The organism is Methylobacterium frigidaeris (genome assembly GCF_022179185.1).
Lineage (GTDB): Bacteria > Pseudomonadota > Alphaproteobacteria > Rhizobiales > Beijerinckiaceae > Methylobacterium > Methylobacterium frigidaeris.
The window spans coordinates 1-13699 of the sequence record NZ_BPQJ01000048.1; the positions used below are offsets into that span (position 1 = coordinate 1).

Annotated in this window: 8 protein-coding genes and 1 pseudogene; 6 read left to right on the forward strand and 3 right to left on the reverse strand. The window is 65.9% G+C overall.

The features are described 5' to 3' along the window. The 5 genes and pseudogenes from MFF64_RS38670 to MFF64_RS30170 form a co-directional block, all read left to right on the forward strand. Positions 1-211 (forward strand): annotated as a pseudogene (locus MFF64_RS38670) (hypothetical protein); the annotation flags it as partial. Between the two features lie 1239 nt (positions 212-1450). Next, positions 1451-2044, forward strand: coding sequence for a hypothetical protein (locus MFF64_RS30155; RefSeq protein ID WP_238193162.1), 594 nt, complete (start codon positions 1451-1453; stop codon positions 2042-2044). A 65-nt stretch (positions 2045-2109) separates the two neighbouring features. Then, positions 2110-3924, forward strand: a complete 1815-nt coding sequence (locus MFF64_RS30160; RefSeq protein ID WP_238193163.1) for a type I secretion system permease/ATPase — start codon at positions 2110-2112, stop codon at positions 3922-3924. Further along, entirely contained in the window at positions 3924-5276 is a 1353-nt protein-coding gene (locus MFF64_RS30165; RefSeq protein WP_238193164.1) for an HlyD family type I secretion periplasmic adaptor subunit, read from the forward strand. Before MFF64_RS30160 ends, MFF64_RS30165 begins: the two co-directional genes overlap by 1 nt. Before the next feature lie 25 nt (positions 5277-5301). Next, positions 5302-6243: an alpha/beta fold hydrolase gene (locus MFF64_RS30170; RefSeq protein ID WP_238193165.1), complete on the forward strand. Its 942-nt coding sequence runs from the start codon at positions 5302-5304 to the stop codon at positions 6241-6243. On the opposite strand, the gene MFF64_RS30175 is transcribed toward MFF64_RS30170, so the two are convergent. Continuing rightward, positions 6160-6996 (reverse strand): response regulator transcription factor, encoded by an 837-nt coding sequence (locus tag MFF64_RS30175; protein WP_238193166.1) that lies wholly within the window; start codon positions 6994-6996, stop codon positions 6160-6162. The genes MFF64_RS30170 and MFF64_RS30175 overlap by 84 nt on opposite strands. Before the next feature lie 453 nt (positions 6997-7449). Here MFF64_RS30175 and MFF64_RS30180 point away from each other — a divergent pair, with 453 nt between their 5' ends. Continuing rightward, positions 7450-8817, forward strand: a complete 1368-nt coding sequence (locus MFF64_RS30180; RefSeq protein WP_238193167.1) for a hypothetical protein — start codon at positions 7450-7452, stop codon at positions 8815-8817. A 265-nt stretch (positions 8818-9082) separates the two neighbouring features. Here the strand turns inward: MFF64_RS30180 and MFF64_RS30185 are convergent, their stop codons facing one another. Both MFF64_RS30185 and MFF64_RS30190 read right to left on the reverse strand, forming a co-directional pair. Then, a complete protein-coding gene (locus MFF64_RS30185; RefSeq protein ID WP_238193168.1) occupies positions 9083-10531 on the reverse strand; it encodes a DUF1254 domain-containing protein in 1449 nt (482 codons plus the stop codon). A 1106-nt stretch (positions 10532-11637) separates the two neighbouring features. Continuing rightward, positions 11638-13686 carry a response regulator gene (locus MFF64_RS30190; RefSeq protein ID WP_238193169.1) on the reverse strand — a complete coding sequence of 683 codons (2049 nt, stop codon included), beginning with the start codon at positions 13684-13686 and terminating at the stop codon, positions 11638-11640. Positions 13687-13699: the final 13 nt, after the last annotated feature.

Below are 13699 nucleotides of genomic sequence, written 5' to 3' on the forward strand. Positions count from 1 at the left end.
ATCCTCGTCACCGATCTCGGCATCCTTATCGGCCTCCTCGTCATGGCGGGGCTGCCCGACCGGGCTAGCGCGGCCGCCCGCACCCCGTTTCGGCGGAACCCTCGCGGTCTTCATCCAAAAGTACGGGGTGAAGTACACCCGTGCGACCGAACGCCTGACGAAAGACAACGAAGCTCTGCTGGCGTTCTACGGCATGCCGGCGGAGCATTGGGGTAGATCGATTGGCTCGGGTTTTCCGCGCCCCCGTCCGATCTGCTTCAATCCTGAGTTTTCTGGGCGAGGCAAGCGCCCTCCCAATCCGGATGCATCCGTTCGGGCATCGTCCCCCACCCGCCTTGGTGACTATCGCCGAAGGTTTGGCCTTGGTTCTGTGTCCTGTTCCCGGGTTTACACCCAGCAGCGTGCGCGGCCCATGCAGCAGAGAGGCAGCACCATGACGGACCGACTTCGTGTGGATCAGGACGCTGAAGCCGACCAAGACAGCGTCGTAGATGTGGACGTGGGCGGCGAAGGGGGATTTAACGTGCAGGTCGAACAGCGCGAGCACATCGGCCAGAGATCGATGGTCGACGGTGACGGTGACCACACGGTCAGACTCGATCAGGACAGTGCAGCCGGTGACCTGTCTTCGGTCGACGTGGAGGTGGCGGACCGCCCGGTTGCCGTCGACATGCGCATTCGGACCTCACAGAGGGACGAGGCGGACCAGCGCGCCGATGTGGACGCCGATGATGACGGGGCCAGCGATGGAGGAACGGGAGTCGAGGCCTCCATCGAGCATCACCTCGATATCGACCAGCGTACGGACGTGTTCGTCGACCTGGAGGACGACGATGGGGTGCTGCGCCTGGAGGTCGAGATCGAGATCGATACGGATGTTGAGGAGGAATCCGACGTCGAGATCGACATCGAGGAGGATGCCGAGGCGGACGACGTCGAGGCCGAGATCGACCAGAATACCCGTGTGACTGACGAGTCGGACGTGCGTGTCGATGGCGACGACGACCTCGACGGCGCCTTCATCAGGGTCACCATCGACAAGCTCGTCGCTTCCGACATGGAGGACAGCTTGGAGGTGGACCTCTCCGACGACGGCGCGTGGGTCGATGCCCTTTCGAAGGCCGATGCCGACGTCGGCGTCCATGTGGACGTATTCATAGTCGCCTGACCGTATCATACCACCCCGAGCTCCAGGGCCGCCGGTTTCCCGGTGGCCCGTTTCTGTGCGTTCCAGGGTATGGATCCTGTCTGAAGTAGCGATACCCCTCCGGATATGCTCTCGCGGGCGGGTGATATCCTGACGGATACACGCCAAGTCGTGGCTTTTGCTGCTCACCGTCCTGGAGCCATGGTCACGGCGTCGGAGGCGAATTCCGGGCGACCGGAGCTCCGAGAACGCCGGGGACGCCCGAGCCCCGGTGCCCTGCACGGCAGAAGGGGAGATCACCCTATGGCTTCAGACAACGCCCGCGTCTTGTTCGACCTCGAACAGAACGACGACACCAACCAGACCGACAACTCGAACGTGGTGGTCACGGATTCCGACGACGCCGACGTGGACACGGACGTGGACCAGGAGTCCGAGGTCGACCAGGACGACGACACCACCGTCGACATCTCCGACTCCGACGATGCCGACGTGGACATCGACGATGATCAGGACGCCGACACGGACCAGTTCTCCGGCAGCAACGTCGACATCGACGACTCCGACGACGCCGACGTGGATGTCGACCACGACCAGGATAACGACATCGAGCAGGAGATCGACAACGACGTCGACATCACCGACTCCGACGACGCCGACGTGGACCTCGACACCGACCAGACGGTGGACAACGACCAGGATGCCATCTCGCTCGTGGAGATCGATGATTCCGACGACGCCGACGTCGACAGCGACATCGACCAGGATACGGACACCGACCAGGACACGGACACGGACGTCGACATCGACGATTCCGAGGACGCCAACGTCGACGTGACCATCGACCAGACTGCCGATACCGACCAGACCGGCACGGTCGACATCGACATCGACTGAGCGCCCGCGTGCTCCGGGAGGGCCGCCTGGCCCTCCCCCCGAACGACCAGCCCGGAGCCCCCGCGATGTCGCTGCTGCGGACAGCCTCCCGCCCGAGGACCGAGGTCGAGACGGCATTCCAGGCATGCCGCCCGTCCCTCGCCCTGGTGTTCTGCCTCAGCTTCTTCGTCAACCTGATGGCCCTGACCGTGCCGCTCTACCTGCTTCAGGTCTACGAGCACGTCCTGTCCAGCCGCAGCCTCGACACCCTGGTCAACCTAACGCTCATCGTGGTGGTCGCCCTGGCGGTACACGCGGTGCTGGAGGCGTTGCGCCGTGAAATGCTGACCCGCATCGGGGACTGGCTCGAGGAGCGCCTGCAGCCGGCGGTGATGACCGGAGCGGTGGCCGCCGCCATGCGGGGCGATCCCACAGCCGCGGCGCAGGCCTGGCGCGACCTGGGCAACGTTCGCACCTTCTTCTCCGGCAGCGCCGTCATCGCTCTGTTCGACCTTCCCTGGACCCCGATCTTCATCGTCGCCATGGTGCTGGTGCACCCGCTCCTCGGCGTCGTCGGCCTCGTCGGATCGCTCGCCCTCTTCCTGCTGGCGCTGATCAACGAGTTGGTCACGCGCAAGCCGTTTGCACGAGCCTCCGCGACCACCACCGCCAGCCAGCACCGCCTGGAGGCGATGTTGCGCAACGCGGAGGCGATCAGTGCCATGGGCATGCTTCCGGGCGTAGCCCGTGCGCTCCATGACGATCACGACGAGGCCAAAGTCTCCCAGGGCAGCGCCGGGCGGCGCGCCTCGGTGATCCAGGCCTGCGCCCGCTTCGTTCGCCTTCTCACCCAGGTCTCGATGTTGGCCGTCGCCGCCTGGTTGGTGATCGGCCGCGATCTCAGCGCCGGGGCCATCTTCGCTGCCTCGACCATGCTCGGTCGCGCGCTCGGCCCGGTCGAGAACGCCATCGGGACCTGGAAGGCGGTGACGACGGTCCGGCTCGGCTACGGGCGCCTGCAGAAGATTCTCGCTGCCGTGCCACCCCGTCCCAAGCCCATGAGGCTGCCCAAGCCCAAAGGGGTGCTCTCGGTCGAGCAGGTGAGCTACGTCCCCAGGGGGAGCGACACCGCGACGCTACGCCGGGTCACGCTCGCGGTCGAGCCCGGGGAGGTGCTCGGGGTCGTCGGTCCATCCGGCGCCGGCAAGTCCACGCTGGGGCGGCTCATCGCCGGCACCATCCAGCCCAGCGGCGGGCACGTTCGCCTCGACGGCGCCGATATCGGCATCTGGCTGTCCTCGGGCGGCCACAGGCACCTGGGTTATCTGCCCCAGGACGTGGAGCTCTTCGCTGGCACCGTGTGCGAGAACATCGCACGCCTGGGGGAGGCAGACGCGGAGGACGTGATCGCCGCCGCCGCCCTGGTCGGCATGCACGAGACGATCATGCGGCTGCCCCAAGGCTACGACACCCACCTCGGTGAGGACGGAGCCCGCCTGTCGGGTGGGCAGAAGCAGCGGCTGGGGCTGGCGCGCGCGTTCTTCGGCGACCCGAGCCTCGTGGTGCTCGACGAGCCCAACGCCTCCCTGGATCCGGAGGGCGAGCACGCGCTGCGCGAGGCCATCGTGACCCTGCGTACGCGCGGCACCACGGTGGTGCTGATTGCCCAGAGGCTCGGCATTCTCAACATCGCCGACAAGGTGCTGGTGCTGGATAACGGCTGCGTCAACGCCTTCGGCGCCCGGCGCGACGTGGTCGCCCGCATCAAGGACGGGCGCACCGCGATCCCGGTACGCAAGCCGGACGTGATCGACATCAAGAACACTGTGAAGCGAGAGGCCGCTCCGGCCCACGAGCCCAAGATGCCCCGCGCCGACATGCCGCCCTTGAGGATCGCCTGATGAAAACTCAGCCCATCCTCGCCTACGACCTGCGCGACGTGACTCCGCAGGTCAGCAAGTCCCCGGCCGAGCGGTTGCGCTGGCCGGCCTTCATCGCCTTCCTCGTCGTGGGCATATTCATAGTCGGTTTCGGTGTCTGGTCGGTGAAGGCTCCTCTGGAAAGCGCCGCCATCGCGGGCGGCGCCGTCGAGGCTGAAACCAATCGCAAGACGATCCAGCATTTCGAGGGCGGCATCATCGGCCATATTCTGGTGCGCGACGGCGACACGGTCACGGCCGGGCAGGTGCTCGTGCGCCTCGACGACACCAAGGCGCGGACCACGCTGGCGGCGCTGCAGGGCCAGCTCTTCGAGGCGAAGGCCCGCGAGGCACGTCTCCTCGCCGAGCGCGACGAGCGGAACGCGATCGCATTCCCTGACTCGGTCATCCTCGCTGCCAGAGGGGAGCCCGCCGTGGCCGGGGTGGTGGCCGGCCAACGAAAAATCTTTGATAGCCGTCGCAAGCTCACCGCCGCCCGGATCGAGGTGATCCGGCAGCGCAAGGCCCAAACCGAGCGGGAGATCCAAGGACTCCGCCACCAGGAAGCCGCCGCGGTCAAGCGCCTCGACATCGTCCGGCAGGAGAACGCCGCAATCGCTCCGCTGGTGGCCAAGGGGTTCATGACCCGGCCCAAGCTGATGCAGCTGGAGCGGGAAGAGGCGGAGATCCTCGGACGCCAGGGCGAGGCGCTCGCGCAGATCTCGCGCGCCGAGCAGGCCATGGGCGAGTCGGAGGCGCAAATCCTCAAGCTCCGCAGCGACGAGCAGGCGGAGATCGCGCAGAGCCTGCGCGAGACCCAGGCACTCATCAACCAGCTCGACGAGCGCCTGCAGGCCGCCTCCGACGTGCTCTCCCGGATCGAGGTGCGTTCGCCTGAAGCCGGCGTCATTACGGGTCGGCGGGTCCACACCCCGGGCGGGGTGGTCGCCGCCGGCGAACCTTTGATGGAACTCGTCCCGCAGCAGGACCGCCTCATCGTACGGGCCCAGGTTCGCCCCGAGGACATCGACCTCGTGCGACCCGGCCTGACCGCCCAGGTGCGGCTGACAGCCTACAAGCTGCGCCGGGTGCCGCCCGTACAAGGAACCCTCACCTATGTCTCGGCCGACCGGCTCGTCGATAAGCGCACCGAGCAGCCCTACTACGCCGCAACCATCGTCTTCGACGAGGACAGACTGCGGGAGCTCAAGGATGTCGAGATCGTCCCGGGCATGCCGGTAGAGGTGCTGATCAAGACAGGGGAGTTCACAATTGCAACCTACATGCTTGCGCCGATCATCGACAGTTTCAATCGGTCCTTCCGCGATAACTAGACTATCCCGGGCATCTGTGCCCGTCGTGCTGGCGCTCGTGACGGCTTTGGTCCGCCCCAGCGCGGCAGAGCCGTTGCCTTTGGGCCGGTCGGACCGAGAGGTCGCGGTTGCCGACCGCGTCATGCGGGTGGCAGTCTACCGCCCCGATTGCCGGGACATCGAACGCCTCATCGTTGTCTTCCACGGTTCGGACCGGAACCCGGTACTCGCGCGCGACAATGCCGTTCCCATCGCGGAGGCCGGCTGCGCCCTGATCGTGGCGCCACTGTTCGATGCGGAGCGTTTCGGCCGCTGGGCCTACCAGTTCGGCGGCGTCGGCGATGTCGTAGAGGCAGCGGGTCGGCGCAGATTCCGCTTCCGCCCACCCGATGCGACCACCGGAGCGCTGGTTCTCGCTCTCGTCGATCACCTGCGCCGCGAGGCGGGACGTCCCTGGATACCCTACGTGCTCCTGGGACACTCCGCGGGGGCGCAATTCCTCAGCCGCTTCGCAGCGCTGGAGCAAAACGCGGCAAGCCGCATCGTGGTGGCCAATCCCGGCAGTCACGTCACGCCTGATCTCGCAGTGCGCTTTCCCTACGGCCTCGGCGGGATCCCTGATCCTCCGGGCGGTGAGGGGGCCCTGCGACGCTACTTGGCGGCGCCTCTGGTGATCATCGCGGCTGAGCGCGATGTCGGGCGAGCCGGCTTACTCAAGACTCCCGGCGCAGAGCGCCAGGGCCAGACCCGGCGCGAACGCGCCATGAGCACCTTCGAGGCCGCGCGCCGGGCCGCAGCCGGGCGGGACTGGGCCTTCGGCTGGAAGCTCGTCATCGTGGGCGGCCTCGGCCACGGCTCGGGCCGGCTCTATGCCCGCCCGGAAACGGCGGAGGCGGTGCTCGGGTCATCTCCGCGGCAGCGTGAGACGCCTGATATTGGTCTCCTCCCTCACAATCCTCGCGGCGGAGGCGTGGACATTATCCGCTGACACCACGAGGTCTGGCAACAAGCGCTGCCCCATGATCGCCGCCTGGGTGCGGTTACTTGCCTTCAGCTTGCGCATGATGTGCCGTATGTAGATCTTGACCGTATTCTCGGAGAGGTTCAGGTCGTTGGCAATCAGCTTGTTGGAGCGCCCGCGCTGGAGGACGCCCAGCACCTCGATCTCTCGCGGCGTGAAGTGCACCCGGTCGTTCTCTGCGACATCGGGCCGGGGCGACCTCGCCGCGTGCCCCAGGAGTACGGGCTCAGGGATGAGCTTCCGTGAGGCTGGATCTGCCCTTAACCGCATTGTGGGCTCCAATGGGCGCGGATAGTATGTTCCCCCCGCCAAGACAAGCCGCACTGCGGCGATGCCAACGTCGACCGAGGCTGTACTCGGAATGACCCCATCCACGCCGTGCCTCATCGCGGCTTGAACAGTGCTCTCGTCGTCAAGCTGAGTGATAAGGACCTTAGGCGTGCGCGCGAAAAGGGCCTCCACATCGTCGAGGACCTGCCCGAGCGCCGGCCCCTTGGCTGCGTGGCCGTCCCATCGGATCGCCACGAACATGATAACGGGTACGAGGCCTCTATCGACCTCGCTTGCCCGCCTAAGGCCGAGTACCTCGACGTCCGGGAAGGCGTTCTTGAGAACCTCGGCTGTGCAACCCCGCGAAAAGGCGTGCTCGTCGATGACGAGGAATATGCCTCGATCCCGACTGAAGGACGGCGAGTCTTTCCCGGATGGCGATGACGGCATGCAACTCCCCCCTTGCTGCTGACCGCTCTGAATACATGTTCCGTCTAGAAAACTGAACTTGTACTGGCGCTGAAGCAGATAACGGCACTGGAAATGCTTGACCTGCCGGGGCAGGCGGGCTTGAGCCGGTTCGGATCACGGCTCCTGCCTCTGTCTAGGGAGGCCAGACCAAGTTAGCATAATGGCACAATCAACAGCGAGTGGGTACCCCCTGCTTGGAATATTCGAGGCTTGTGGCTTATCATGTGCGGCCGCGCACCGCAGGCAGAGTCGAGCTCCTGATGGTGGGCGTCTTTGTTAGCGTAGGTTATTTTTGAATACGGCTCCTCCGAGATTGTAATCAAGTATTTGCCTATCCTGAAACGGCGCTCGGCCATCACCCGTTCGGGCGAATGGATCGCGTCGCCGCAATGCTCAACACTGCCAAGGTCGTCGCTGTCGCGAGGGACCCCGATGAGCGCGCCCGACCGAGGCTTCCGCGATCTCCTGCCTATCCTGCTCGCGCATTTACCGACGGAGTGGATGCCTGTTCGTTCCAGGAAGCGCGGCAACATCGAGGATCGAGAGCACCATCCGAGTGCAATGCGATCGGATGATGCTCTGCAGGCGCCCGCCTCGGGCGCCCAAGCGAGTGATTGGTCATCGAGCCCCACCACTCAGGCGACGACCGCTCCGCCGCAGACTTTGCTGTCCCAGCCTGCCCAGACCAATCATGGGATCGTGACGCACCTTGAGAAACCGATGGAGGGAACGGAGCTGCCACATACGCCTGCTCCGGGAGCTGCCTCTCCGGGCGCAATGCCGGCAGCCATGGAGGAAGCCGACGTAGCACTTGTGCGCGGACCCGCAGCCGCGGAGGCATCCATCCTCCCCCAGGTCGTCACCAACAACGTCGCCAGGGCCGCTGACGGTGACGACCCCTCTCGCATCTCCGCGGGCTCGGCGGAGCAAGACCGAACAGAGGCCGGCGGACCACGCCACGGCGGTAGTGAGGACGACCTCGAGGGATCCGGAGAAGCCCATACAGATGACCCTGACGGGGCCGAGGCCGGCCCCACACCCGGGGACCTCCGGGATGCGCTCGTCGAACAGGATGCCGGCCTGTGCCAGACGGCCACTCTGGCACTCTGGATCAGCCGTGGGGCCACTGACGTCACCATTGTGCAGGACGCTACTGTCGATCAGGACGGCTCCGTCGGTCTTAGCACCGACGGGGAAGCATTCCCGGGCTCAGCGGATCTCGCGGTGGATGGCGATCTGGATTTCTCCATCCGGCAGGACGCCAGGGTCGACGTGGACGTGACGGGCTGGGATGGGCGGGTCGTCACACGCATCACCCTCGACCAGGATCTCGCGCTCGACCAGGATTTTGCGATGACCGTGTTCGTCGACGGGGACAGCGCGTACGACGTGAGGGTGGATCAGGGTCTCTTGGTAGATCAGGATATTTCCTTATCCATCGCTCTCACCGAGGAAAACGGCACCCTCTACGTGGACATGGCAGTGGTCGAACGCGCCTGGATCGATCAGGATACCAGCGTATTGGTGAACGATGACGGGGACGGCAGGAGTGAGGCCGCCATCGTCCAGGACGTCGAGGTCGCACAGGACGTCATTGTCAGCCTTGATGTCGAGGACAGCCTCGATGATCTCTACGACGTCAGCCTCGGCCTCTTTGTGCGCCAGGCGGTCGACGTCCATCAAGACGCGGAGATCTGGCACGCGGCGGGAGAGGACGGCATCCAGATCGAGGTACGGGCCGACCAGCTTGCCGAGCTCAGTCAGGAGATCGCGGTGCACCTCGACTTCGCCCTCGGCTAGAGCTGTTTGACCGCTAGGTCGTCTCGACCGCCCCAGATTCGTCGGGCCGCGATCCACTCGCCCCGGAACGCGTCCGGGACAGCCTTGTGGCGCTTGATATCCGCAGTCGCCGCGTGGGGAGCGATGAGGATGGGGACGAGCGCGGCCATGCGAGTGAAGCCCATGCATGCCTCCCGTCTCTCCACTGCGTTCGGACCATCGGCACCAGCCGCGGACCGCGCGTTTCGGATCGCCACTGCCCGACCCGCATCCCTCCTGGGGCGCCTCAGAGCGTGGCACTCGTGATGCGGGTGACCGGCGGCGGCGACCATGATCCGTTGAGCACGGCGTCCTTCGGCCAGTAGGTCCGCAGCATCAAAGCGAACGGCCCTCTCGGGGCCGGCAGCCAGTTCGATTCCCGCGGCGCGCCGGGACTCTCGGTCTGGATGAAGAGATCCACCGACCCGTCCGGATTGGCCTGGAGATCATTGCGCGGGCTGACCGAGTACCGGTTGATCGGGTTGTCGACGAAGAAATAGTCCGCATCGTACATCGTCAGCGACCAGAAGCCGTCGACGGGCGGCAGCTCGCCCGCGGGGAAACGCATCACGTACTTGGATGCGCCGTTGAGCGCCCGGCCCGCGGCGTCGACCGTGGTCAGGGGGTAGACGGCATCCTGCGGCAGGTTGCAGCCGAGCCCGACCGCCGTGACGAGGGCGCGCTGCAGGTAGTCCTTGCCGTAATCGCCGCCGTCCGTCGTGAAGGTCCAGCCGTTCACGCGCTGACCCGTCGCCTTCAGGTGCCCCATGATGCGGGAGATGGCCTCCTTCGGTGCCTGCTCGACGGCCGCCCGGACGGTGGGAGGCAGGCCTGCCGGATCGAAGGGCTGACCGGGCATGATGCCGAGGGAGGCCATCTTGGCGACCGGAACACCGTCCGCGAGGGCCGGCGGGTTGTCCTTCATCAGCGTGGCCAGGAGGTTGAAGTACGTCGTCGCGGTCATGCGGTTGACCTGTTCGCGCACGGCCGTCTTCGTGTCGATGCCGGGATCGACCCGGCCCGCGGGCGGGGTGTAGGCCCGGCCGGTCACGCTCGCTGGGACGAGCCGGTACTGGTCCTGGACGGCGTGCACCGCCCTGTAATCCTCGGGCGTGCCCGTGCAGTAGGTCCGCCCGAGGATCCAGATCAGGTTGGTGGGCGCCTGGATGAGCTTGGCGCCGCTGGGCACGCTGCCACTCCAGCCGGGCCCCGCGATGAAGTAGGTCTGCGGCCCCGTCCCGGTCGTGCGCTTGCCCGGCACCGCGAAGATGTTCGTCCAGGCGCTCAGCATCGGCATGAGGAAGTAGCGCCCGTCCCCGTCCGGGAGGCTGAGGAGATAGGGCTCTCTCCCCAGGTCGAGGAAGGCGCTGGAGTAGAGCGTGTCCGCGTTGGGCGCGGTGACGGCGCGGAACTTGGCGTCCGGGTAGGCCCGCAGGTTGGCGAACTGACCCATCGGGGCGTTCTTGCCCTCGGGCGTGGCCACGTTGGTGAGGACGCGGCGGGTCATCTCCACGGTGACGAGCGGGTAGCCGTAGATGTAGGCCTCCACGGCCAGCTCCAGCGGATCGGCCACCGCGGTATTGCCGATGAGCGGCGCATCCTGAACCGTGCTCTGGGCCCGGGCGTCGGGCAGGCCCGCGCCGAGGACGGGAAGCGTTGCGGCGCCCGCCGCGAAGATCCGTCTCGTGACATCCATGACCGCCTCCGGCGATGTGCCCGCTCAAGCAGGCGGCTTCAGCAAAATCCCCACTCCCTGCGACACCCGCCGGATGGAGCCCTCGATGGTCATCGGGGTCCGATCGGACCGGCTCCGCCAACCGTCAGCACGACGAGGGCATACTTCGAGATCCGCATCGGATCGCGGAGATCCACATCGGATCGCGGCGCGCAGCAGCATACCGAGGCTGAGCAGGGCGGCTTGACCGAATGGGACAGCGGTCCCGTTTCATCTCGGAAGTGCACGGTATGCAATGTCTATTGGAACATCGCTTGCGATAACGTATCGTCATGAGCAGGGCTGAACGGGGACGTCCGTTTTGCCCAGTCTGTCGCCCAAGATTCGCCGTTCTGCCTTCGCCCGGGCTCGGTCATTCGGGGCCAATCAGGCTGCCCGAAAGCAGACGACCTCCCGAAGGCCTGGGCCGCTGAGCTTCGAGGCTGGCCGAGCCGTCAGCCGCGTCCCGGGGGCCTGAGCCACCCGCAAGCAGTCTGTTCGCTTCGATTTTCGTGGCACCTGCACGATTTTTATGAAATCCAAATTTTAGCTTGGATATGGAAATTTTTTACCTTTACATATCCTAATACTGCTGGATATATTGACCGTATTACTGAATAATTGCCTTTATGAGCAGAGATCGTAACGTACATGATGCGGATTTGACGCTGTGCGTTCAGGCGAACCAAACAATCCCAGCAAGGTTCCGGCAACGCAGAACGCCAGTCAAGATCGCGAAGACAAGGAGTTCTACGATGGCAGCGTTGTCACGGACTCGGTTCTTTCCACTAAACCGCTCCGGGTTTTTCGGAGGCTGTTTGTCTTGGGTCAGGCGGCCAAGGCTTGGTCACCGACGTGAGCAAATCGATGCGGCGTCGACGATGCACCACATCCTGGCTGCGGCGGAAGTCGGCGAGGCCGAGTGGCGGACCGCTCCTGGATGCAGGGTCATGCCGGTGCGGGAGCGGCACGAGGGCGAGGCCAGCAAACGCGGAGCGACGAGCGACGGCAACGTCATCACCCTGCACGGTGGAACGGTGAACAAGAAGGTCGTCTGCATCCTCGATCAAGTCGGCATCCGACCGGCGTCACGCCGCTCCGATGCCGTACAGCGACGTCCTCAGACTCTCCATCAGTTCGTCGGTGCGATAAGGCTTGAACAGCAGGTCGAAGTCGCTCGCATCTTGATGCTCCTGGAGATAGCCGGAGGTCAGCAGGATTGGCATCTCCGGCCATTGCCGGCGGATGACGCGTCCGAGATCGATGCCGGTCATCGTACCCGGCATGTTCACGTCGCTGAAGACGAGAGCGATGTTCCGCTCGCTCTCCAGGATGCGGAGAGCCTCGCTGCCATCCTGCGCGCTGAGGACGGTGAATGCGAGCGCCTCGAGCGTCGAGATGATGGTCGAGCGGACATCGGCGTCGTCCTCGACGACGAGAACGACCTTGCCGGCACCGTTCACGGCGTTCGCCGCGTCATCGGGAGGGCGTCGGTCGGTGCTCTCCGACGGAAGGCTGCGCCTGTCGAGCGCGGGCAGCGTCACGACGAAGCGCGTGCCCTGGCCCGGGTTGCTGTCGACCGTGATGGTTCCGCCGCTCTGCTGCACGAAGCCGTACACCATGCTGAGACCGAGACCGGTTCCCTTGCCGGCTTCCTTGGTGGTGAAGAACGGCTCGAACACCCGGGCGAGGATGGCGGGTGGCATGCCGGTCCCCGTGTCGGCGACGGTGATGTCGACGCAGCGCGTGCTCTCGGCGCCCTCCGGTGCGGGGACCTCGCGACCCTGGACGTGGATGCAGAGCGTGCCGCCGTCCGGCATGGCGTCTCGCGCGTTGACCGCGAGGTTGATGAGGGCCGCCTCGAACTGGGCGTGGTCGACGCAGATCTCCGGAAGCCCGTCGTCGAGCTCGGCCGAGATGGTGATCCGCTCGCCGAGCGTTCGCGCGAGGAGCTTGGTCAGGCCGGGGATGAAGCTGGCGAAGTCCAGGGCCCGGGGCTGCAGGGGCGAGCGCCGCGAGAAGGCGAGCAGCCGGCCGGTCAGCTCCGCGCAGCGATGCGCCCCCTCGATGGCGTTCTCGATCCGGCGGAGAGCCTTCTCGTTGTCCTGCAGCGATCCCCTCGCGAGATCGAGATTGCCGATCACGATGCTCAGCATGTTGTTGAAGTCGTGCGCGATGCCGCCCGTCAGGCGGCCCACCGCCTCCAGCTTCGAGGCGTGCTGCAGGCTGAGCTCGAGCTCCTTGCGCTCGGTCACGTCGAACCACATTCCGAAGAGCTCGGCCGCCGCGCCGTCCTCGGCCCGGTTGACCACGACCTGGTCGAGGATGTGCCGCTCCGTGCCGTCGGCGTTGCGCCAGCGATATTCGAGGGCGGCGGCGCCGGTCTCGGTCAGGTTGCGCAGGTCCTGGAGAACCCGCTCGCTGTCCTCGGGCTCGAGCCGCGATTCCCAGAGATCGGAGGACGCGAAGCTGCTGCGCGAGAAGCCGGTGATGCGCTCGATGCTGTCGTTGGTGAAGTGGAGCCGCCGGTCCTCGACCCCGACCGGAGAGGTGTAGAGCGCGATCGGCAGCCCCCGCAGGACGGCGGCCTGATGCTCCTCGCGCCGACGCAACGCCTGCTCGGCTTCCAGCTTCTCGCCGCGCACGCGCAGGTTCTCGAGGAGAAGCTGCTTCTCGGCGGCCGCCTTGCGCTTGATCTCCTCGGTCTTGCGGTAGAGGTCGACGAAGACGTCGACCTTCGATTTCAGCACGAGGGGCTGGATCGGCTTGAAGACGTAGTCCACCGCGCCGGCGGAGTAGCCGCGGAAGATGTGCATGTCCTCCTTGTTGTGCGCGGTGAGGAACAGGATCGGGACGCGGGAGGTGCGCGGGCGGCTGCGGATCAGGGCGGCGACCTCGTAGCCGTCCATGCGCGGCATCTGCACGTCGAGCAGGATGAGGGCGAACTCTTCCCGCAGGGTCCGGCGCAGGGCCTCCTCGGGCGAGTCCGCCAGCACGAGATCGATGGCCGGATCGGCGAGGATCTCGGACGCGGCGAGCAGGTTGCGCCGATCGTCGTCGACGATGAGGATCTTGGCCCGGACCGGGAGCGGATCCGGGGGCGCCGTCCCTGGGCAAGTCCCGATATCGGCGTCCATCGGAAGCGGGCCG

Excerpts from the sequence above, each read along its gene's own strand:
- MFF64_RS30180 (WP_238193167.1), top strand. The coding sequence starts at position 7,450 with ATGAGCGCGCCCGACCGAGGCTTCCGCGATCTCCTGCCTATCCTGCTC.
- MFF64_RS30160 (WP_238193163.1), top strand. The coding sequence starts at position 2,110 with ATGTCGCTGCTGCGGACAGCCTCCCGCCCGAGGACCGAGGTCGAGACG.
- MFF64_RS30175 (WP_238193166.1), bottom strand. The coding sequence starts at position 6,996 with ATGCCGTCATCGCCATCCGGGAAAGACTCGCCGTCCTTCAGTCGGGAT.
- MFF64_RS30185 (WP_238193168.1), bottom strand. The coding sequence starts at position 10,531 with ATGGATGTCACGAGACGGATCTTCGCGGCGGGCGCCGCAACGCTTCCC.
- MFF64_RS30165 (WP_238193164.1), top strand. The coding sequence starts at position 3,924 with ATGAAAACTCAGCCCATCCTCGCCTACGACCTGCGCGACGTGACTCCG.
- MFF64_RS30190 (WP_238193169.1), bottom strand. The coding sequence starts at position 13,686 with ATGGACGCCGATATCGGGACTTGCCCAGGGACGGCGCCCCCGGATCCG.
- MFF64_RS30155 (WP_238193162.1), top strand. The coding sequence starts at position 1,451 with ATGGCTTCAGACAACGCCCGCGTCTTGTTCGACCTCGAACAGAACGAC.